Raw genomic sequence first — 20,971 nt, 5'->3', positions numbered from 1 at the left:
GAGCAAAGGTGCTTCAGAGCAACCCTCCGAGTTTAGCCAACCATCACTCACGGAGGTGAATCATGGCGACCAGCAACAATTTCGACCAGGCAACCCAGCAGTTGGAATCGATGTTCCTCGGCCCGGCGCGCGCCTACGCGGCAATGACCGTGGATTACACCGAGAAGGTGCTCAACACCCAGCTCGATTTCGCCAAGGCCTGCACCGACACCTACCTGGGTCAGGCCCGCTCGATGCTCGACGTACGCGATGCCGAAGGCCTGCGCAATTACGTCCAGCAGCAGCAGAAGACGGCCAAGGATCTGGGCGAGCGTTTCAAGGACGACGCCGAGAAGGTCGTTGCCCTGAACCAGGACTTCGCTCAGAAGAGCCAGAAGCTGGTCGAGGACAACATTCAGACGGCCAGCAAGACCGCCGCCAGCAAGACCAAGTAAGCGCCTCGAATAGCTTGACGCCGACGCTTGCGCCGGACGTCGTATCGACGGCCGCCGGACATTCCGGCGGCCGTTCTTGCATGTCTGCGCGACGCGGATTCATGTCAGCCGTTCGGCGAAGGCCACGCTGCGCACCAGCGCGACCACCGGCATGCCTTCCTCGAGCCCCAGTTCGTCGAGGGACTTGCGCGTCAGGCGCGCGCGTAGCGGTTGCTCGCCGAGGCGCAGGCCTACCTCGACGGCGCTCTGTTCGCCGGCCCGCTCGCTGTCCGGTCGGTCGATGCGCTCGACGCTGGCCGCGAGCTGATTGCGGAAGCTGGTGTGCGCGAGGGGCGTCAGGGCCAGCGCGACATCGCGGATCGGCACGCGCAGGCGCAGCCGGACGCCCAATGGCGCATCGACCCGGGGCACGGTCAGCGTCTGGCCGTCGGCGAGGCGCAGCGTGCTCAGCGCATAGCGCTCATCATGGTCGGCCAGGTGCGCCTCGAGCAGCGAGGCGGCATCGAAGCCGCCCAACTGCTCGGTCAGGTCGAAGCGCAGCAACAGCTCCTCGAGGCGGCCCTGCGCGCGCACCCGGCCGTGTTCGAGCACCACCAGGTGATCGGCGATCGCGGTGAGTTCCTCGGGGACATGGCTGACGAACAGGATGGGAATGTCGACGCGCCTCGCCAACTCGCCGATGTAACGCAACAGCTCACGCTTGCGCGGCGCGTCGAGCCCGCTCAGCGGCTCGTCCAGCAGCAGCATGCGTGGCTGACTCAGCAGCGCCCGGCCGATCGCCACCCGGCGTGCCTCGCCGCCCGAGAGGGTGCCGGGCAGGCGATCCAGCAGCGCCCCGATGCCCAGTAGCGCGACGACGGTCTCGAAATTGGCGCTCGCAGCGCCACCCGGCAGGCGATTGGCGCGCGGCATGCCGTAGCTCAGGTTGCCGCGTACCCGGTAATGCGGGAACAGCCGGGCTTCCTGAAAGACCACCCCCAGGCGGCGGCGATGCGCGGCCACGAACACGCCGCGCCGGGTATCGACCAGCGTCTCGCCGGCGAGTCGGATACGCCCGCTGTCGGGGCTGTCGAGACCGGCGATCAGCCGCAGCAGACTGGTCTTGCCGCTGCCCGAAGCGCCGAACAGCGCGGTCACGCCGCTGGCCGGCAGCGCCAGCTCGGCCGCCAGTTCGAAGTTGCCGAGGCGCTGGGTCACGTCGAGCGCCAGCCCCCCCGAGCCGGCGTCGTGCAGGCGGCTCATCCGTCGCGCTCGCTGATGCGTCGCCGGGCGCGCCGGGCCAGCCACTCCGAGGCCAGCAGTGCGAGCATGGCGATGGCGATCGACAGCACGCTCAGCCGAGCGGCGGCGGCCTCCTGGCCGGGGGTCTGGATCAGGCTGTACAGCGCCAGCGGCAGGGTGCGCGTCTCGCCGGGGATGTTGGCGGCGAAGGTCATGGTGGCGCCGAATTCCGACAGCGCCCGGGCGAAGGCCAGCAGGGTGCCGGTAATCACCCCGGGCAGCGCCAGCGGCAGGGTGATGGTCGCCAGCACCCGCCAGCGGTTGGCGCCCAGGGTGCTGGCGGCGGCCTCGAGCTTGGGATCGACGGCCTCCAGCGAGAGCCGCACCGCGCGCACCAGCAGCGGAAACGCCATGATCCCGCCGGCGATCGCCGCGCCCTGCCAGGTGAACGGCAGGCTGATCCCGAACAGTCGATCCAGCCACTGGCCCAGCCAGCCCTGACGGCCGAGCGAGAGCAGCAACAGATAGCCGACCACCACCGGCGGCAGCACCAGCGGCAGATGCAGCATGCCGTCGAGCAGCGCCTTGCCGCGAAAATCGCGACGCGCCAGCAGCCAGGCCAGAGCGATGCCCGGCAGCAGTATCCAGCCCACCGCACTGCCGGCGACCTTGAGGCTGATGGCGATGGCCTCGCGCTCGACTTCCGAAAGTGGCGGCATGACGGAATCAGCGCTCGCCCGGCTTGATCGTGGCGAAGCCGAAGTCCTTGAAGATCGCCAACGCCTGTTCGCTGGCCAGCCAGTCGCGGAAATTCCGGGCCGCGTCGCTGGGCGACTCGCCGACCAGCGCCAGCGGGTAGGTTATCGGCGTATGGCTGTCGGCGGGGAAGGTGGCGAGTGCGCGGACCCGGTCGCTGGCGCGGGCGTCGGTCTGATAGACGATGCCCAGCGGCGCCTCGCCGCGCTCGACCAGCGCCAGCGCGGCGCGCACGTTGTCGGCCCGCGCCAGGCGCGGCTTCAGCGCCTGCCATTCGCCCAGCGACTGCAGGGCCTGCTTGGCGTAGATGCCGGCCGGGACGTGGGCGGGATCGCCCACCGCCAGGCGGCGTCCATCGCCGAGCCGCGCCGCCAGCGCGTTCCCGGCGCCCAGGGTGATGGGCCGAGTGTCGCCGTCGCGCGGAGCGATCAGCACCAGCTGATTGTGCAACAGGTCGCTGCGCTCGGTCAGCGCGATGCCCTGTCCGCCGAGCCAATCCATCCAGCGCTCGTTGGCGGAGAAGTACAGCTCGGCGGGGGCGCCGTTGGCGATCTGGCGTGCGGCGGTCGAGGAGGCGGCGTAGACCGGCACGATGTCCACCCCGCGGCGGGCCTCGTAGCGGGCGATGGCCGCGTCCAGCGCGTCGCCGAGTGATGCCGCGGCGTAGATGTACACGCTGGTTTCGGCGCGTGCCGTCGGGGCCAGGCCGAGTGCCGCCATGAGCACGGCGATGAGCAGCCACGGCCCGGCGATGCCCGGCAGTGAAGGGCGGCAACGCGGGTGGGTGACTCTTGCCGGCAGGGTGGCCATGGTGAATTCCGTTATGTATAAATGGATATAGCGGGTTCACTGTAGAATGCGCAGCGCGACTTGCCAAGCCCACGTGGAGCCAAGCCCGCATGGAATGACGCTCAGTGCGGCGTGGCCTGGCGCCGGTCGACGAGCGCCAGCAAGGACCTGGCTTCCTCGCAGTGGGCGGCATCGAGCGTGCGTTGCAGCGCGCGATAGCGCTCGACCACCTCGCGACCCAGCGGGGTCAGTCCGGCGCCGCCCCGCTGGTTGCCGCCGCTGGCGGTCGTCACGACCGGCCCGGGCAGATGGCGATTCATGGTATCGATCAGTTGCCAGGCCTTCTTGTAGCTCAGGCCCAGGGTCCGGCTCGCGGCGGCGATCGAGCCGCTGGCGTCGATCGCCTCGAGCAGCGCCGCCTTGCCGGGGCCCAGCACCACGTCCCGGTCGGCGACCAGGCGTATCTGCAGGCCGGGACGATCGTGTCGGGTACGTGTCATGGGCGTTCCGCTAGCGAATGAAAATACGTTGTACCATGCACCTCGCGTCCGCTACAGGTCGAGCGCCCCGCCATTCAGCGATTTCCGGTGCGTCTACAGCGGGGGTCGATCGGCAAAGCGTGTCACGCTTCGCCGCGCAGTCCGGACGCCACCTTGAGGAGCTCCAGGCCGACCTGGCGGCGGGGCGGTACCGCCCACAGGCGGTGCGGCGGATCGAGATCCCCAAGGGCGGCGGCAAGACACGCCCGTTGGGTATCCCTACCGTCAAGGACCGCATCGTTCAGGCGGCGCTCAAGCGTGTCATCGAACCGATTCTCGAGCACGAGTTCCTGCCGATGAGCTATGGCTTCCGACCAGGAAGAGGCTGCAAGGACGCCTTGCGGGCCGTCGATGATGGCCTCAAGGCCGGCATGACCTGGGGGGTCGACGCCGACCTGCAGGGTTACTTCGACAGCATCCCGCATGACCGCCTCATGAGCCGTGTTGAGGAACGGCTCAGCGATGGTCGGTTGTTGTCACTGCTGCGTGCCTGGCTGACGCAGGACATCGTTAGCGAGATGAACTGCTGGAGCCCCACCGCGGGAGCGCCGCAAGGAGCGATCATCAGCCCCTTGCTGGCGAATCTCTACCTGCACCCGCTGGACCAGGAGATGACCCAGCGCGGCTATCGCATGGTGCGGTATGCCGACGACTTTGTCATCCTCTGTTACAGCGAGCAGGAGGCCCGGCAGGCCCTGGCCCACGTGCAGGACTGGGTGATGACGAATGGCCTGACCCTGCACCCCGACAAGCCCCATATCGGTGACTGTCGACAACGCGGCGAGGGCTTCGACTTCCTGGGCTACCGCTTCGAGGCGGGAAAGCGCTGGGTACGTAGGAAGAGTCTCAGAGCCTTCAAGGACAAGGTGAGAAGCAAGACGCGGCGGACGGAAGGCAAGAGTCTGCGGCAGATCATCGCCTCACTCAATCCTCTGCTAAGAGGCTGGTTCGGCTACTTCCGACACGCCTATCGGACAACGTTCCGGCCGTTGGATGGCTTCATCCGCCGACGGCTTCGCGCCATCCTGCGCAAGCAGGAGAAACGCCCTGGGCGTGGCAACACCGGAACAGACACGCGACGTTGGCCCAATAGGTTCTTCGCCGCTGCCGGGCTTTTCACCCTAGCCGAAGCCTGGCAGCAAGCGAGCCAATCACGATGTTGAAACCATCGACTGGAGAGCCGTGTGCGGGAGAACCGCACGCACGGTTCGGAGGGCGGGGAGGCAAAGCCTTCCCGACCCCTATCGAAACCTCAAGCGCCTGTCTCGGTGGGTCATCAAGGCCCGTACCCTTAGGTGAATTATTCACAATTAACGTTCACAGAGGAGATAGCCTGAATGGATGCCGAGCTCGCACAGCGCCTGCATCGCTTGCTCGACCGGCTCGAGGAGGCCCTGCCGCCGCCGGCCCCGGCGGTCGATTGGGAGCGCGATATCGCCGCGCTATGGCAGCGCAACGCGCTGGGCGGCCAGCTGATTCCGGTCGCCACCCGCGACGACGTCAGGCTCGACGACCTGATCGGCGTCGAACGCCAGAAGCAGGCGCTGCTCGCCAATACCCGGGCGTTCCTGCACGGCCGGCCGGCCAACCACGCGCTGCTGTGGGGCGCGCGGGGCAGCGGCAAGTCGTCGATGGTACGCGCGCTGCTCAACAGTCTGGCCGGCGAAGGGTTGCGGCTGATCCAGGTCGATCGCCACGATCTGGTCGGCCTGCCGGCGATGGTCCAGCGGCTGCGCGATACCCGCCATCGCTTCGTGGTGTACTGCGACGATCTGTCGTTCGAGGGCCACGACGACGCCTACAAGGCGCTCAAGAGCGTGCTCGACGGCACCCTCACCGGGCCGCCGGAGAACGTGCTGCTGTATGCCACGTCCAACCGCCGCCATCTGCTGCCCGAGGCGATCGGCGACAACGACGCCTCGCGGCTGGTCGACGGCGAGCTGCATCACGGCGACGCCGTCGAGGAGAAGATCTCGCTGTCGGATCGCTTCGGCCTGTGGCTGGCGTTCCATCCGTTCAACCAGGACAGTTACCTAGAGGCCTGTCGCCATTGGGTGGCGCAGCTCGCCGATGAGGGATGCTGGAACGAGGCCGCGCGGGGCGAGGCGATCCGCTACGCCACGCTGCGCGGAGTGCGCAGCGGGCGCGCCGCCTGGCAGTTCGCCTGTTACTGGGTAGGCAGCGCGCCGGAGCGCTGAGCCCGGCGCGGGGATCGCCGCTCAGCGGCGGTTCTTGCGCGCTTCGCGGCTGCGTCCGAGTTCGCGCTTCTTGGCCTTCTCGCGGTCGCTGGCGCCGGCGTCGGGGTCGTAGGGGTTGTTGCCGGAGCGGAATTCGAAGCGGATCGGCGTGCCGCGCACCTTGAGCACCTTGCGGAAGGTGTTGGTCAGGTAGCGCTTGTAGGCTTCCGGCAGCGCCTGGGTCTGGTTGCCGTGGACGACGATGATCGGCGGGTTGCTGCCGCCCTGGTGGGCCATGCGCAGCTTGATGCGCCGGCCGTGGACCAGCGGCGGCTGGTGCTCGCTGACCGCGTCCTGCAGCAGGGTGGTCAGGCGGTTGGTCGACCAGTGGGCGGTGGCGGCCTTGAAGGCGCGCTCGATCGACGGGTAGAGATCGCCCACCGCGGTGCCGTGCAGCGCCGAGATGAAGTGCAGGTCGGCGTAGTCGGCGAAGCCCAGCCGGCGCTTGATCTCGCTGCGCATCTTGTCGCGCTGTTCGCTTTCCAGGCCGTCCCACTTGTTGACCGCCAGCACCAGCGCGCGCCCCGAGTTGAGCACGTAGTCGAGCAGGTGCAGGTCCTGTTCGACCAGACCGCTGCGGGCGTCGAGCACCATCACCGCGACGTGGCATTCCTTGATCGCGTCCAGGGTCTTGATGATCGAGAACTTCTCGGCGGTCAGGCTGACGTTCTTGCGCCGCCGCACCCCGGCGGTGTCGATCAGCACGTAGCGCCGTCCACGACGCTCGAAGGGGATCTCGATGGCATCGCGGGTGGTGCCGGCCTCGTCGAACACCACCACGCGCTCCTCGCCGAGCAACCGGTTGACCAGCGTCGATTTGCCGACGTTGGGCCGGCCGATCACGCCGATGCGGATGCCGCGCTCGGCGTCGGGGGGCGGCGCGTTCTCCTCGCGCTCGGGAAAGGGCGCCAGCACCTCGTCGATCAGCGTGGTTACGTTGCGCCCGTGACTCGCCGCGATCGGGTGAGGGTCGCCGAGGCCCAGCGTCCAGAACTCGGCCATCGCCGAGTGCTCCTCGAGGCCGTCGGTCTTGTTGACCACCAGCCAGGTCTTCTTCTGGTTGACCCGCAGGTGGTTGGCGATCGCCTCGTCGGCCGGGATCAGCCCGCTGCGCGCATCGACCAGGAACAGCACGATGTCGGCCTCGTCGATGGCCAGCAGCGACTGCTCGGCCATGGCGGCGTCGATGCCCTGTTCGTCGCCGCTGATGCCGCCGCTGATGCCGCCGGTGTCGATGACGGTGTATTCCTTGCCGCCGAGCTGGCCGTTGCCGTACTTGCGGTCGCGGGTCAGGCCGGGAAAGTCCGCCACCAGCGCATCACGTGAGCGGGTCAGACGATTGAAAAGGGTCGATTTGCCGACGTTGGGCCGACCGACCAGGGCGATCACGGGATTCATGGGGTGGCGAAGCTCAGAAATGGGTCAGAATGGGGAGGCGAATGCCTGGGGCGCGATTCTATCATCGCCGACGCCCGCACGCCCACTCATTGCGAGGCGGGCTAGACCGAAGGAAACCGGCGGGCCAGGGGGCCCGCCGGCCGCCGACTCAGTCGCTGGCGCGCTCGTTCAGGCGATAGGCGGCAAGTTCGCCGCTGTCGTCCATCACGTAAAGGCGCTGGCCGTCGGCGAGCGGGGACAGGCTGATCGCCGTGCCGAGCTCGCTGCGCCCCACCAGTTCGCCGCTCTCGGCGTCGAGCAGGTGGACGTAACCCGCAAAGTCGCCCACCGCGATGCGCCCGTCGACGAAGGCCGGCGCGGTCAGGCTGCGTCCCTCGAGGGCGTCGGATTCCCACATCACGCGGCCGGAAGCGGCATCCAGCGCCAGCACGTGGCTGTCCTCGTTGACCGTGAACAGCACGTCGCCGACCAGCAACGGCGTCAGATAGCTCGAGGCCTCGCGCTCCCAGAGGATCTCGCCGCTGGTCGCCTCGAGCGCCAGCAGGCGGCCGTTGTAGCTGGTCACATAGAGTCGTCCGTCGCGGGTCAGCAGCGGCTGGCCGTCGAGATCGACCAGCCGGTCGACTTCGGTGCGTCCGGAGGGAACGGCGACACGCATGTCCCACAGCGGCTGGCCGCTGCGGTTGTCGAGCGTCACCAGTCGGCCGTTGGCAAAACCGGCGAAGCTGACCTGGTTGATGACCCGCGGCGTGCCCGTGCCGCGCAGGGTCAGCGCCGGCTCGTTGCTGGTGTAGGTCCAGCGCTCCTCGCCGCTGGCACGATCGAGCGCGGTCACCGCGCCATCGACGCTCTGTACCACCAGCAGCTCGCTGTTGGGCTGCGGCGCGGCAAGCACCTCGCTGGACACCCGTGAACGCCAGACGATCGAGCCGTCGTCCTGATTCAGCGCCAGCACTTCACCGTTGCGAGTACCCAGGTAGATCTGCCCGGCCACCGCGGTGAGGCCGCTGGAGACCGGCGTGTCGAGCTCGATCTGCCATAGCGTCTTGCCGCTTGCGGTGTCGATGGCGCGCAGCAGGCCCGACTGGTCGGCGGCAAACAGCCGGTCGTCGTCCAGCGCTGGAGTGATCGGATAGCGGGCCACGCCCAGGCCATCGCCGACGTCCTGGCTCCATTCGCGGGTCAGTTCGACCTGGCGGTCGATATCGGTCAGCGGCTTGGGCGGATACTGCGGCTCGACGTTACCGGCGCAGCCCGCCAGCAGCGCCGCCAGGGCCAGGGTCGGGGCGAGCAGTTGAACGAGTTTCATAGGGTGGCGTCCTCCGCACCGAGATTGTCGAGCTTGAGCTGCACGCCGTAGACCGGTTGCTCGGACTCGCGGGACAGCGTGAGTGCCTGCTGGTAGGCCTTGCGGGCCTCGTCGTTACGCGCCAGCGCGACCAGCGCGTCGCCGCGGGCGATCGCACGCGGCGCGGCCAGGCTCGCGGGAATGCCGGCCTCGAGGGTGGCGAGCGCCGTCTCGGGCTGGCCGTCGGCGAGCTGGATGCGTGCCAGACGCAGCCGCGCCAGTCCCTTGAGGTAGTCGTCGGCGTCGCCGTCGATGACCCGCTGCAAGGCCTGGCTGGCGCCGGCCAGGTCGCCATCGACGATCTCCAGACGGGCCTGGATCAACGTGGCCAGCTCGGCATAGCGGGTGTCGCCGTAGTCATTGACCAGGGTGTCGATCAGTCCTTCGGCACGGCTTAGCGCCTCGTCCCCCAGGTCCTGCTGGCCGGCCAGCGCAAGCAACTGCTGATACTGCGCCGAGGCCGCCTCGGCCTGCGAATCCTGGTAGTTCTGCCAGGCCTTCCAGGCGAACACGCCGGCCGCGGCGACGACCACGCCGATGATCAGCGACGTGCCATTGCTCTTCCACCAGCGCTTGATCGCGTCAAGCTGTTCTTCTTCACTTCTAAGCTCCGCCACGGGCGGTCTCCTTTACTGTGCATTCGGCGCCACTGGGCATCCGGGTCCTTACAGCCGAAAATCGCCATCCCAACCGGGCGTCAGGCGAGCAGCGCGGCGAGCCGGTCGAGGGCGGCCTGCTGGTCCAGGGTTTCCTGGTCGCGCTGCTCGCGCAGGAACTTGATGCCCAGCAGCCCCTGATCGATTTCGTCATCGCCGAGAATCAGCGCCAGCCGCGCGCCGCTCTTGTCGGCCTTCTTGATCTGGTTCTTGAAGCCGCCGCCGCCGCAGTGGACCTGCAGGGTCAGGCTCGGCAGCGCGTCGCGCAGCCGCTCGCCGAGCAGCTGCGCGGCGTGTTCGGCACGCGCGCCGATGGCCAGCAGGTAGGCATCGGGGCCGCGGCGGCTCTCGGCGGGAACCAGCTCGAGGGTCTCGAGCAGCAGAATCAGCCGCTCGACGCCCATCGCGAAACCCACCGCCGGGGTCGGCTTGCCGCCCAGCTGCTCGACTAAGCCATCGTAGCGGCCACCGGCACATACCGTGCCCTGGCTGCCCAGCGCCTCGGTGGTCCACTCGAACACGGTGCGGCTGTAATAGTCCAGACCGCGAACCAGGCGCGGGTTGATGCGATAGCCGATGCCCGCGGCATCGAGGCGCGCGGTGAGCGTCTCGAAGTGCGCCCGGGATTCGGCGTCGAGATGGTCGAGCAGTTGCGGCGCGTCGGCGAGCATCCCGGCCATGTCGGGATTCTTGGAGTCGAGGATACGCAGCGGATTGCTCGACAGGCGGCGCCTGGCGTCGTCGTCGAGCAGCTCCTGGTGCTGCTCGAAGTAATCGACCAGCCGTTCGCGGTAGGCCCCACGCGCCTCGGGCGAGCCCAGCGAGTTGAGCTCGAGGGTGACGTGCTCGTACAGGCCGAGCTGCTTCCACAGCCGCGCCGAGAGCAGGATCACCTCCAGATCGATGTCCGGGCCGTCCATGCCGTAGGCTTCGATGCCGACCTGATGGAACTGGCGGTAGCGACCCTTCTGCGGGCGCTCGTGGCGGAACATCGCTCCCTGGTACCACAGCCGCTGGGTCTGGTTGTAGAGCAACCCGTGCTCCATGGCGGCGCGCACGCAGGCGGCGGTGCCTTCGGGGCGCAGCGTCAGGCTGTCACCGTTACGATCGTCGAAGGTGTACATCTCCTTCTCGACGATATCGGTCACCTCGCCGATCGAGCGCGCGAACAGCGCGGTCTGCTCGACGATCGGGGTGCGTATCTCGCGATAGCCGTAGCGCTGCATCAGCGTCCTGACCTGGCCCTCGAAGTATTGCCACAGCGGCGATTGTTCGGGCAACAGGTCGTTCATGCCACGGATGGCCTGGATCTTCTTGCTCAACGGGGTTTGCTCCTGACAACCGGCGGCGCGGCACCGCCGGACCACTTCGGGTCGTGCGATCTGTGGATTAACGCGCGCGAACGATCGTGTCCTGCTCGGCCTGTTGCTTCTCGCGTACCTTGTCGCGGATCAGTTTCTCGAGATCGTCAACGAGATGATCGTTGCGCAGCTTGGAAGCCGGCTTGCCGTCCAGGTAGACCAGATTGGCCGGGCTGCCGCCGGTCAGGCCGACGTCGCTCTCCTTGGCCTCGCCGGGGCCGTTGACCACGCAGCCGATCACCGAGACGTCGAGCGGGGTCATGACGTCCTCGAGGCGCTCCTCGAGGGCATTCATGGTGCTGATGACGTCGAAGTTCTGGCGCGAGCAGCTCGGGCAGGCGATGAAGTTGATGCCCTTGGCGCGCAGCTTGAGGCTCTTGAGCATGTCGAAGCCGACCTTGACCTCCTCGACCGGGTCGGCGGCCAGCGATACGCGGATGGTGTCGCCGATGCCGTCCATCAGCAGTAGCCCTAAGCCGATCGACGACTTGACGGTGCCCGAGCGCAGCCCGCCGGCCTCGGTGATCCCTAAATGCAGCGGCTGTTCGATGCGGCTGGCCAGGTCGCGATAGGCGCCCACCGCCATGAACACGTCGGAGGCCTTGACGCTGACCTTGAAATCGGGAAAGTCGAGGCGATCCAGATGATCGATGTGGCGCATCGCCGATTCCACCAGCGCCGCCGAGGTCGGCTCGCCGTACTTCTTCTGCAGGTCCTTCTCCAAGGAGCCTGCATTGACGCCGATGCGGATCGGGATGGCGTTGTCGCGGGCCGCCGAGACCACCGCGCGCACGCGATCCTCGCGGCCGATGTTGCCGGGGTTGATGCGCAGGCAGTCGACGCCGAGCTCGGCGACGCGCAGGGCGATCTTGTAATCGAAGTGGATGTCGGCGACCAGCGGCACCGGCGACTGGCGCTTGATCCGGCCGAACGCCTCGGCGGCGTCCATGGTCGGCACCGAGACGCGCACGATGTCGGCGCCGGCAGCGGCCAGGCGCTTGATCTGCTCGACGGTGGCGGCGACGTCCAGGGTGTCGGTGTTGGTCATGCTCTGCACGGAGATGGGCGCGTCACCGCCCACAGCGACCGAACCGACATGGATCTGGCGCGACTTGCGCCGCTGGATGGGGGACTGAGCGTGCATGGTGATTACTCTCCCAGCGTAAAGCGGGCGACATTGTTACCGCCGGTGCGGGCAGCGAGGTCGACGGCTTCGCCACGGTAGTTCAACTCGACGCCAGTGGCGTTGCCGATGGTCAGGCGAAACGGCGGGTCGCCCTCGGCCGTGGCCTGGGTGCCGGCGGACTGCAGGCCGACCAGGATGCGGCGGTCGTTGGCGTCGTAGATTTCGGTCCACGACTGCTCATTGAATGTCAGCGATAGTTGCCGTTCGTTGACGGCCGGCGTCTGGGTGGCGCTCTGCTCGGCCGGCGGCGTGGCGCTGTCGGCCTGGCTGGCGGTATCACTGCCGTCTGAACGGGCTGTGCCGGTGGCGGAGCTGTTATCGGTTTCGGCGATGATCGGGTTCGGCGTCTGCGTCGTGTCGTCGGGCGCCGTCGCGGTGGCGGTGTCTTCGCTCGTGGCGGGATCCTCGACCAGCGGCGGCTCGCTCGCTCCGGCGTCGGCTGCGCCACCCTCTGACGCGACCAGACCCAATTCGCCGTCCTGATCGGCGACCGGGGGCATGCCAGCGTCTTGACCGTCGGTACCGCTGGCCCCAGCGGGTCCGTCGTTCATCGACTCGGCGACATTGCCTTCTCTGGAGCCGCTCAGGCCGAGCAGGTCGTTGCCGTTGCGGCTTTGCCACCACAACAGCGTCAGGCCGATCAGGCCGAGAATCACCAGCAGGGTGAACAGCTTGAAGATCCAGGCGCCGACCCGCGACGGCTTGCGCGCGTGCTGCACCGGGGTGACACGCCGCTCGACGTCGCTGCGGGTGTCGCCGTGCTGGGCATTGTAGGCGGCGACCACCGGGCCTTCATCGATGCCCATCAGCCGCGCGTAGGCGCGCAGATAACCGCGGCGATAGGCGGCGACCGGCACCTCGTTGTACTGATCGGCTTCGAGACCGTTGACCACCGCCGGGCGCAGGTTGAGCTGAACCGCGACTTCCTCGATGGTCAGGCCCTGGCGCTCGCGTTCGCGCTTGAGCATCTCGCCGGAAGAGTGCCGGCCGGATGAGAGTTCGGGGTCGAGACTGGCTTCCTGTCGTTGGTGTGCGTCGCTCATGACTGAGCAGTCCTCTCTTATCTTGTGATCAGGGAGCGCGCTGAGACTCGTTCAGCTGCTGCGAATAGAAAGCGGCACTGGCACTGTCACCGCGAGCGCTGGCGATCTGCTCGGCCAGTCGAAGACTCTCGGGGGTGGTGCCGGTCAACCGGATGAAGCGTTGCAACTGGTCCCAGGCGCGATCTTGCTCGCCCTGTGCGGTGAGTGTTCTCGCCAGCGCCAGATAACTGGGCGCGTAGCGTGGGTCGATGCTTTGGGCGCGTTGGAGGCTCTCGGCGGCGTCGGCCAGCGCGCCGCGCTCGAGCCGGCAGCGGCCCAGGTTGGTGAATAACTGGGCGCGGTTGTCGTAATTGATGTCCTGACTGGCGCGTTCGAGCTGTTCGCAGGCCGCCGCGATCTCGCCCTGGCGGTAGAGGAATGCCGCGTAGTTGTTGCGCGCTCGGGTCAGGTCGGGGTTGGCGGCCAGCGCGCGCTTGAAGAACTCGCGAGCCAGCCGGTTCTCGCCCTGGCGCTGGTAGAGCAGCGCATTGGCCTGCAGCGCGTCGGCATTGCCGGGATCGATGGCCAAGGCGCGTTCGAGCTTGCGCTGCGCGCGGGGCAGGTTGCCCTGTTCCATGTACTCGATGCCCATCGCCACGTTGAGCTCGGCCGCCCGGTCCGGGTCCGCAGCGCTTTCCAGGCCGTCCTGCTGCGTGGCGGCGCAGCCGGAAAGCCACAGCGTTGCGAACATGACGGCACCCAGCCGGGGTGCGGGTAACGAGCATGGGCGACGAATCATGCACTCCTCTCGACGGTGGCGGATCGTTCGGCGCGAACGGCCTGCGGTCGACTCTCTGGGTTGTAAGAAACCGCTTGCGCGACACGGCGCGGCCAAGCTTTGAGCGTACTCATAAAAGCGCTGCGACCAGTCGAAGTCAAGGTCGCTGCCCACGGGCGGGACCGCTCCATCAATCGGCGTCGAGCTGAATCGACTGGATATAACGCGCGTGACGCCGCGTGCGGTCCTTGACCCGGCCCACCAGCTGGCCGCAGGCGGCATCGATGTCGTCCCCCCGAGTGGCGCGAATCGGCGCGGTGTAGCCGAGATCGAACAGCCACTGCTGGAAGCGCATGGTCTGGTTGCGCGAGGGTTTCTCGTAGCCTGAATGCGGGAACGGGTTGAACGGAATCAGGTTGATCTTGCACGGCAGTTCCTCGAGCAGCGCGGCGAGCTGTTCGGCGTGCTCGCGCTGGTCGTTGACGTCCTTGATCAGCGTGTACTCGATGGTCACCAGCCGGGTGTCATGGCACTTGGCCAGGTAGCGCTGGCAGGCATCGAGCAGCTTGCGGATGTTGTACTTGCGGTTGAGCGGTACCAGTTCGTTGCGCAGCTCGTCGTTGGCGGCGTGCAGTGAAATCGCCAGGCTCACGTCGATCTCGTCGCCGAGCTTGTCGATCATCGGCACCACGCCCGAGGTCGACAGCGTGACGCGACGCTTGGATAGCCCGTAGCCGTTGTCGTCGAGCATCAGCTTCATCGCCGGCACCACGTTGTCGTAGTTGAGCAGCGGCTCGCCCATGCCCATCATCACCACATTGGTTACCGGGCGATTGGCGGTATCGCGGCGCGGCCCGCTGCTGCGCTGCGCCACCCACACCTGGCCGATGATCTCGGCGGCGGTCAGGTTGCGCTGGAAACCCTGCTTGCCGGTGGAGCAGAAGCTGCAGTCGAGCGAGCAGCCGACCTGCGACGACACGCACAGCGTGCGCCGGGCGCCGTTGTCCGACGGAATCAGCACGGTCTCCACGTAGCTGCCGTCCTCGACCTCGAGCACCCACTTGCGGGTGCCGTCGTTCGAGGTGCCCTCGTAGACCACCCCCGGACCGCGCACCTCGGCTACCTCGGCGAGCTTGGCGCGCAGCGGCTTGGAGAGGTTGGTCATGGCCTCGAAGTCGTCACAGCCGTCGATATGGATCCACTTCATTAGCTGATTGGCGCGGAATTTCTTTTCGCCGATCGACAGGAAGAAGGCTTCCATCTGTTCGCGTGACAGGCCAAGCAGATTGGTGCGGGGGGTAATGGCGGTGGCGGTCATGGTGGTCAACCGGTCGGTGGGGCGTGATGAGGGACGGACCCGGACTGGACAACCGCGGGAGCCGGCCGGCTCCCGCGCGTCGACTCAGCGCGGGCAGATCTCGTCGGCGCCGAAGAAGTAGGCCACTTCGCGCTCGGCGGATTCCGGGGAATCGGAGCCGTGCACGGCGTTGGCGTCGATGGATTGCGCGAAATCGGCACGAATGGTGCCCGGCGCGGCTTCCTTGGGATTGGTGGCGCCCATCAGTTCACGATTCTTGGCGATGGCGTCGCCGCCTTCCAGCACCAGCACGGTGACCGGGCCCGAAGTCATGAAGCCAACCAGTTCGCCGAAGAAGCCGCGCTCCTTGTGTTCGGCGTAGAACCCCTCGGCCTGCTCTCGGGACAGCTGCAGCATCTTGGCCGCGACGATCTTGAGGCCGGCCTTCTCGAAGCGGCTGACGATCTCGCCGATCACGTTCTTGGCGACGGCGTCGGGCTTGATGATGGACAGGGTGCGCTGGTTGGCCATGGTGTCGTTCTCCGTGAAAACAAAGGGTCGCTGATACGGCTGCGCGCCGCAGGGTAGCGGCGCGCAGAGGGTCGGGGTCAGGCGCCGCGCGGGGGCGGGCGCTGAGCGCGCGTTAGTATAGCCCTTCGTGGACGGCTACGCATCCGCGACGCGCAGGGTATCAGACGCTGCTGATTTTTCAGACGCTGAAACTTTCGCCGCAGCCGCACTGGTCCTTGACGTTGGGGTTGTTGAAGCGAAAGAAGCGGTTGAGCCCCTCGTTGACGTAGTCGACCTCGCTGCCGTCGAGCATGGTCAGCGCGTCGGGGGCGACGAACACCTGCACGCCATGCTCCTTGAACGAGACGTCGTCACCCGCCGCCTCGTCGGCGAAATCGAGCACGTAGCTATAGCCCGAGCAGCCGCTGGGCTTGACGCTGACGCGCAGCCCCAGGCCGTGACCGCGCTCGTCGAGGACCCGGCGAATCTGTTCGGCGGCGGTGGTGGTGATGGATAGGTGCGCCATGGTAAACCTCCTGACTTCTGTGCGGCGGCGACTACTGAATTAGTGGCCGGGGGTGCCGGAATATAGCGCCGCTAGCGGCGTAGTGTGGCGACGGCGTGTTGCAGGTCGGCGACGGCGGCGTCGATCTCGGCCTCGCTGGTGAAGCGACCGAAGCTGAAGCGCAGCGCCGTCAGCGCCCGGGCACGCGGCACGCCGATACCCGTCAATACATAGGATGGCTCGACACTCGCCGAATTGCAGGCCGAGCCGGTGGAAACCGCGATGCCGCGCAGCGCCATGAGCAGCGATTCGCCGTCGATGCCGTCGAACGACAGGTTGACGATATTGGGCACCGAGACGCTGGTGTCGGTGTTGCGGTGAATGCCCTCGAGTCCCTTCAGCCCGGCGAGAAAGCGGCTCGCCAGCGCCGCGATGCGCGCCTGGTCGGCTTCGCCCTCGTCGGCGGCCAGCGCGAAGGCCTCGCCCATGCCGGTAATCTGATGGGTCGGCAGGGTGCCCGAGCGCATGCCGCGCTCGTGGCCACCGCCGTGGATCAGCGCCTCGATACGGATGTCGGGGCTGCGCTTGACGTACAGCGCGCCGACGCCCTTGGGCCCGTAGACCTTGTGACCCGACAGCGACATCAGGTCGATGCCCTGCTCGACGACGTCCAGTGTCAGGCGTCCGATGGCCTGTGCGGCATCGACGTGAAACACCGCATCGCGGGCATGGACCACTGCCGCCAGCGCGGCCAGGTCGTTGATCGCGCCGAGCTCGTTGTTGACCGCCATCAGCGACACCAGCGCCGTATCGTCGCGCATTGCCGCGGCGAGCTTCGACGGTGAGATGCGTCCGTCGTGCTGCGGCTGAAGCCAGGTCACCTCGAAGCCCTCGGCCTCCAGGGCGCGGGCGGTGTCGACGACTGCCTTGTGCTCGATGGTCGAGGTCACCAGGTGCCGGCCGCGGGCGCGATTGGCGCGCATGAAGCCGATCAGTGCCAGGTTGTCGGCCTCGGTGGCGCCCGAGGTCCAGACGATCTCGCGCGGATCCGCGCCGATCAGATCGGCGACCTGGCGGCGTGCGCTCTCAACCGCCTGCTCGGCCTGCCAACCGGCCATGTGACTGCGCGAGGCCGGGTTGGCGAAGATGCCGTCGAGTCCCAGATAACGCGTCATCACCTCGGCGACGCGGGGGTCGACAGGGGTGGTGGCGGCGTAGTCGAGATACACGGGGGTGTTCATGGTTCTTTGCTTGGCCTCGGTAAGTGCTGCTGCTTCACGGTGGTGAGGTGGCGATGGTATTGGCGTCGAAGGTCTGGCGTTGCCGGGCGGCGATCTGCCGGACCTCCTGGCGCTTGACCAGTTCGCCCAGACTGATGCCGTCGAGGAAGCCGTGAATCTCGTGGGACAGTTCGCACCACAGGTGATGGGTGAGGCAGGTATTGCCCTGCTGACAGTCCGACAATCCCTGACAGCGCGTCGCGTCCAGCGACTCGTTGACCGCGTCGATCACTCGCGCTACTGAGACCGCGTCCGGCGTGACCGCCAGCAGGTAGCCACCGCCCGGTCCGCGCACGCTCTTGACCAGCTGCGCACGACGCAGGCGGGCGAACAGCTGCTCGAGATACGACAGCGAAATCGCCTGGCGCTGGGAGATATCGGCCAGGCTGATCGGCCCCTGCTTGCCGTGCAGGGCAAGATCGAGCATCGCGGTGACGGCGTAGCGTCCTTTGGTGGTCAGGCGCATAAGGGAGTCACAAGTCGCGTTGGATAATCGAGAACGGTGATCGCACGCATGGGCGCTCGAACGCTGATTGCTGAAGGCCTGCGGGTCGGCAGGCTGAAAAACCGCGCCCGGCGCGCCTTTCGCGGCGGGTCGGAGGCTATGCTGCGGCCATTATGGAAAAACCGAGTAGAACGGTCAACAATTGCCGCGGACTCAGCGCTGCCCGCCCGAACGTCGCCGTGGCGTCTGTTGATCGTCGGACGACGAAGCCGCGGCATCGCGTTCGGCGGCACGCGTCTCGGGAGCCTTGGAGGGTAGTGCCGGGTCGGGCGAGCAGCAGCTGTCGACGTCGGCGAGGATCTCGGCGAAATCCTCGTCGCGCAGTTCGGGCAGGTTGCCGGTGCGGTAACTGGCGTCGAGCTTGCATAGCGTGTTGCACATCATCTCGATGCGCTGATCGACGGCGTGCATGTGGTCGAGCATCGCCTGCATCGAACGCGCCACCGGGTCGGGCATGTCCTGGCTGACGCCGTAGGCATCGAAGCCGAATTTCCGGCGGATCGCCTCGCGCCGCTCGGGATCGAAATTCGGCACGTCCTCGCTGTCCGGGTCGGCGCGCTTGACGATCTTGCCGGGGATGCCGACCACCGTGGCGCCGGCCGGTACCTCCTTGGTGATCACCGCATTGGAACCGACCTTGGCGCCGGCGCCGACCGTGAACGGGCCAAGGATCTTGGCGCCGGCGCCGACGATCACCCCGTCGCCCAGGGTGGGGTGGCGCTTGCCCTTGTTCCAGCTGGTGCCGCCCAGGGTCACGCCCTGGTAGAGCGTGACGTCGTCGCCGACCTCGGCGGTCTCGCCGATCACCACGCCCATGCCATGGTCGATGAAGAAGCGCCGGCCGATGCGCGCGCCGGGATGGATCTCGATGCCGGTCAGCCAGCGCGCCAGGGTCGAGACGGTCTTGGCCAGCCACTTGAGGTTGTGACGCCACAGCCAGCTACCCAGACGATGGGCGAGCAGCGCATGCAGGCCGGGGTAGTTGGTCAGCACTTCGAGGAAGTTGCGTGCCGCCGGGTCGCGGTCGAACACGCTATGGATGTCTTCACGCAGGCGGCGAAACATGCAGCGATCCTTGTTGAACGACGGCGCGCAGCGGCCCGCCGATGATCGGGGTGGCCATACATTATTGGGGCGCGTCGGCCGGGCTGCAAGGTTGCCCGGCGACGCGGGCGCTCAGCGTCCTCCGGTGCGCTTCTCGATGGCGGTGAGAATGCCGCGCAGGATGCTGACCTCGAGGCTGTCGGGTCGCGCACGCAGGTACAATCGGCGCAGCCGGGCCATGAGCTGGCGCGGCCGCTCGGGATCGTGAAAGCCGATCGCCGTCAGCACGCGCTCGAGGTGCGCGAAGTAGCGCTCGAGATCGGCATGGCTGGCCGGCGGGTTGTCCCACTCGACGCCGCAGGGCGCCTCACCGAAGGGCACCTCGCCGGAGGGCGCGGCCGCTTGCCCGGCCTCGCCGGCGTCCAGCCAAGCGAGTCGGCACTCGTAGCTCAGCACCTGCACGGCGGCGGCCAGGTTGAGCGAGCTGAACTCGGCGTTGGTGGGGATGTGCACGTGACGATGGCAGCGCTGCAGCTCGGTGTTGGTCAGTCCGCTGTCCTCGCGGCCGAACACCAGCGCCACGCGGGCCTCGCGACGGGACAGCTCGGCGGGCAGCGCGGCGCCCAGCTGGCGCGGGCTGATCATCGGCCAGGGCAGGGTGCGCGAGCGGGCGCTGGCGCCGACCACCAGCGTGGCGTCGGCGACCGCGTCGTCGAGGCTCTCGTGCAGCGAAGCCGTGACGAGCAGCGCGTCGGCGCCGGAGGCGCGCGAGATCGACTCGCTGGTCTGGACCTCGCAGCGCGGCGCGACCAGGGCCAGGTCGGCGAGCCCCATGTTCTTCATCGCCCGGGCCACGGCGCCGATGTTGCCGGGGTGACTGGTGCCGATGAGTACGATGCGGATGCGCTCGAGCATGAGTCTGGACCTGCAGGTTGCCGAAGAGGATGGGCGAAATTCTATCATGCTGGCTTCGAGCTTCGAGCTTCGAGCTTCGAGCTTCGAGCTTCGAGCTTCGAGCTTCGATAGCGGCCATTGAGGGGATCTGCTAGGATTCGCGCCGACAGCTTCGATCCGAAGGCTATCCCGTTCTTTAACAGTTACCGAATCCTCAAGGCCCGATCATGCATCCGATGGTCCAATACGCACTGCGCGCCGCGCGCAGTGCCGCCGAGCAGTTTGTGCGCATCCGCGAACGTATCGACATCGCTCACGAAGAGCGCAAGATCGACCAGTTGCTCGAAGACGCCGCCCGCAACGCCGAGACGCTGATCGTCCGCCAGCTGGCGCGCGGTTATCCGCAGCACGGCGTCGCCGGTCGCTTCACCCCGCACCGCGATGGTGAAGGCGAAGGCCGCGACATGCTGTGGCGGATCGAGCCCTTCCACGGCTATTCCAACTTAAGCACCGGCGGCAACGGCTTCGCGCTGTCGCTGGTGTGCCTGGTCAAGGGGCGCCCCGAGCACGCGGTGGTGATCTGCCCGTTCAGCGACGACGAGTACCTGGTCAGCCGCGGCCGGGGCGCGCAGCACAACGGCAAGCGCATCCGCGTCAGCAAGGCCACCCAGGTCGAGGGCATTCGCCTGGCAATGGGCTTGCCGGAACGCTGGCTGCGTTCGCGCCATCTGCCGACTTACCTGACGCTGGCCCAGCAGCTCGGCCCGCGCATCGACACGCTGACCGCCAGCGGCTGCCCGCTGCTCGACATCGCCGAGCTGGCCGCCGGGCGCGTCGACGCGGCCTTCGTGCTGGGCCTCGAGGAACAGGACAGCCTGGTCGGCACGCTGCTGCTCAAGGAAGCCGGCGCGCTGATGGGCGGACCCGACGGTTCGCCCGGCGTGACCCCGGAAGGCCGGCTGATGGCCGCCGGCCCGCGGCTCTACAAGACGCTGGTGCAGACCCTGCAGCCGCATCTCTGAGGCCGTCGCCAGGCGTCTGCCACCAATGAAAAAACCGCTCGATTCGGGTAATGCCAGTCAGTTAACGCTGGCTGGCATTTTTCTTGGGTGCGCCAGGCATGGCGCGCAGCGCCGTGACTGGCGCTGTTCCCGAGGGTGGTGCTCCGGGATGACCTGGGTGAAAGTCCCCTGCACGCCCGGCAAGGGGAA

At 67.5% G+C, this 20,971-nt stretch carries 22 protein-coding genes; 4 read left to right on the top strand and 18 right to left on the bottom strand.

What is annotated here, in order from left to right:
• The first annotated feature begins 62 nt into the window (after positions 1-62).
• Entirely contained in the window at positions 63-434 is a 372-nt protein-coding gene (locus tag HALZIN_RS0109585) for a phasin family protein (RefSeq protein ID WP_031383998.1), read from the top strand.
• Positions 435-533: 99 nt separating this feature from the next.
• On the opposite strand, the gene modC is transcribed toward HALZIN_RS0109585, so the two are convergent.
• The 4 genes from modC to HALZIN_RS0109565 all read right to left on the bottom strand — a co-directional run bounded on the left by modC (position 534) and on the right by HALZIN_RS0109565 (position 3,700).
• Positions 534-1,676, bottom strand: a complete 1,143-nt coding sequence (modC, locus tag HALZIN_RS0109580; RefSeq protein ID WP_031383997.1) for a molybdenum ABC transporter ATP-binding protein — start codon at positions 1,674-1,676, stop codon at positions 534-536.
• Positions 1,673-2,374, bottom strand: a complete 702-nt coding sequence (modB, locus tag HALZIN_RS0109575) for a molybdate ABC transporter permease subunit (protein ID WP_031383996.1) — start codon at positions 2,372-2,374, stop codon at positions 1,673-1,675. The genes modC and modB overlap by 4 nt, the downstream gene beginning before the upstream one ends.
• 7 nt (positions 2,375-2,381) lie before the next feature.
• Positions 2,382-3,221, bottom strand: coding sequence for a molybdate ABC transporter substrate-binding protein (gene modA / locus HALZIN_RS0109570; RefSeq protein WP_084173469.1), 840 nt, complete (start codon positions 3,219-3,221; stop codon positions 2,382-2,384).
• A gap of 101 nt (positions 3,222-3,322) precedes the next feature.
• Positions 3,323-3,700: a winged helix-turn-helix domain-containing protein gene (locus HALZIN_RS0109565; protein WP_031383994.1), complete on the bottom strand. Its 378-nt coding sequence runs from the start codon at positions 3,698-3,700 to the stop codon at positions 3,323-3,325.
• A gap of 17 nt (positions 3,701-3,717) precedes the next feature.
• On the opposite strand from HALZIN_RS0109565, the gene ltrA reads away from it, so the two are divergent.
• Both ltrA and HALZIN_RS0109555 read left to right on the top strand, forming a co-directional pair.
• Complete coding sequence (gene ltrA, locus HALZIN_RS0109560) at positions 3,718-4,902, top strand: group II intron reverse transcriptase/maturase (RefSeq protein ID WP_084173467.1); 1,185 nt, start codon at positions 3,718-3,720, stop codon at positions 4,900-4,902.
• A 174-nt stretch (positions 4,903-5,076) separates the two neighbouring features.
• Positions 5,077-5,937: an ATP-binding protein gene (locus HALZIN_RS0109555; protein ID WP_031383992.1), complete on the top strand. Its 861-nt coding sequence runs from the start codon at positions 5,077-5,079 to the stop codon at positions 5,935-5,937.
• Between the two features lie 21 nt (positions 5,938-5,958).
• Here the strand turns inward: HALZIN_RS0109555 and der are convergent, their stop codons facing one another.
• The 14 genes from der to HALZIN_RS0109485 all read right to left on the bottom strand — a co-directional run bounded on the left by der (position 5,959) and on the right by HALZIN_RS0109485 (position 19,781).
• On the bottom strand, positions 5,959-7,374 hold the full coding sequence (gene der, locus HALZIN_RS0109550; RefSeq protein ID WP_031383991.1) for a ribosome biogenesis GTPase Der: 1,416 nt from the start codon (positions 7,372-7,374) through the stop codon (positions 5,959-5,961).
• Between the two features lie 148 nt (positions 7,375-7,522).
• Positions 7,523-8,683 (bottom strand): outer membrane protein assembly factor BamB, encoded by a 1,161-nt coding sequence (gene bamB / locus HALZIN_RS0109545; protein WP_031383990.1) that lies wholly within the window; start codon positions 8,681-8,683, stop codon positions 7,523-7,525.
• Positions 8,680-9,339 carry a YfgM family protein gene (locus HALZIN_RS0109540; protein WP_031383989.1) on the bottom strand — a complete coding sequence of 220 codons (660 nt, stop codon included), beginning with the start codon at positions 9,337-9,339 and terminating at the stop codon, positions 8,680-8,682. The genes bamB and HALZIN_RS0109540 overlap by 4 nt, the downstream gene beginning before the upstream one ends.
• 80 nt (positions 9,340-9,419) lie before the next feature.
• Positions 9,420-10,700, bottom strand: coding sequence for a histidine--tRNA ligase (gene hisS, locus HALZIN_RS0109535; RefSeq protein WP_031383988.1), 1,281 nt, complete (start codon positions 10,698-10,700; stop codon positions 9,420-9,422).
• Between the two features lie 67 nt (positions 10,701-10,767).
• Positions 10,768-11,883, bottom strand: a complete 1,116-nt coding sequence (ispG, locus tag HALZIN_RS0109530; protein ID WP_031383987.1) for a flavodoxin-dependent (E)-4-hydroxy-3-methylbut-2-enyl-diphosphate synthase — start codon at positions 11,881-11,883, stop codon at positions 10,768-10,770.
• A 5-nt stretch (positions 11,884-11,888) separates the two neighbouring features.
• Positions 11,889-12,968 (bottom strand): RodZ domain-containing protein, encoded by a 1,080-nt coding sequence (locus tag HALZIN_RS0109525; RefSeq protein WP_031383986.1) that lies wholly within the window; start codon positions 12,966-12,968, stop codon positions 11,889-11,891.
• A gap of 28 nt (positions 12,969-12,996) precedes the next feature.
• Complete coding sequence (gene pilW, locus HALZIN_RS0109520; RefSeq protein WP_031383985.1) at positions 12,997-13,746, bottom strand: type IV pilus biogenesis/stability protein PilW; 750 nt, start codon at positions 13,744-13,746, stop codon at positions 12,997-12,999.
• A 169-nt stretch (positions 13,747-13,915) separates the two neighbouring features.
• On the bottom strand, positions 13,916-15,043 hold the full coding sequence (gene rlmN, locus HALZIN_RS0109515) for a dual-specificity RNA methyltransferase RlmN (RefSeq protein WP_031383984.1): 1,128 nt from the start codon (positions 15,041-15,043) through the stop codon (positions 13,916-13,918).
• 84 nt (positions 15,044-15,127) lie between these two features.
• Positions 15,128-15,553, bottom strand: coding sequence for a nucleoside-diphosphate kinase (gene ndk, locus HALZIN_RS0109510; RefSeq protein ID WP_031383983.1), 426 nt, complete (start codon positions 15,551-15,553; stop codon positions 15,128-15,130).
• Between the two features lie 178 nt (positions 15,554-15,731).
• Complete coding sequence (locus HALZIN_RS0109505) at positions 15,732-16,058, bottom strand: HesB/IscA family protein (RefSeq protein ID WP_031383982.1); 327 nt, start codon at positions 16,056-16,058, stop codon at positions 15,732-15,734.
• Positions 16,059-16,129: 71 nt separating this feature from the next.
• Positions 16,130-17,278, bottom strand: a complete 1,149-nt coding sequence (locus HALZIN_RS0109500) for an aminotransferase class V-fold PLP-dependent enzyme (protein ID WP_031383981.1) — start codon at positions 17,276-17,278, stop codon at positions 16,130-16,132.
• Positions 17,279-17,312: 34 nt separating this feature from the next.
• Complete coding sequence (gene iscR / locus HALZIN_RS0109495) at positions 17,313-17,783, bottom strand: Fe-S cluster assembly transcriptional regulator IscR (RefSeq protein ID WP_031383980.1); 471 nt, start codon at positions 17,781-17,783, stop codon at positions 17,313-17,315.
• A gap of 192 nt (positions 17,784-17,975) precedes the next feature.
• Positions 17,976-18,887, bottom strand: a complete 912-nt coding sequence (gene cysE, locus HALZIN_RS0109490; protein ID WP_035575273.1) for a serine O-acetyltransferase — start codon at positions 18,885-18,887, stop codon at positions 17,976-17,978.
• A 111-nt stretch (positions 18,888-18,998) separates the two neighbouring features.
• A complete protein-coding gene (locus tag HALZIN_RS0109485; RefSeq protein ID WP_031383978.1) occupies positions 18,999-19,781 on the bottom strand; it encodes an RNA methyltransferase in 783 nt (260 codons plus the stop codon).
• Positions 19,782-19,987: 206 nt separating this feature from the next.
• Between HALZIN_RS0109485 and HALZIN_RS0109480 the strand changes: the two genes are divergently transcribed.
• Entirely contained in the window at positions 19,988-20,782 is a 795-nt protein-coding gene (locus tag HALZIN_RS0109480) for an inositol monophosphatase family protein (RefSeq protein ID WP_031383977.1), read from the top strand.
• Positions 20,783-20,971 lie beyond the last annotated feature (189 nt).

This window comes from Halomonas zincidurans B6, from assembly GCF_000731955.1.
GTDB lineage: Bacteria > Pseudomonadota > Gammaproteobacteria > Pseudomonadales > Halomonadaceae > Modicisalibacter > Modicisalibacter zincidurans.
Note: the sequence above shows the minus strand (reverse complement) of the source record. Positions and strands in the feature narration are given on the sequence as shown.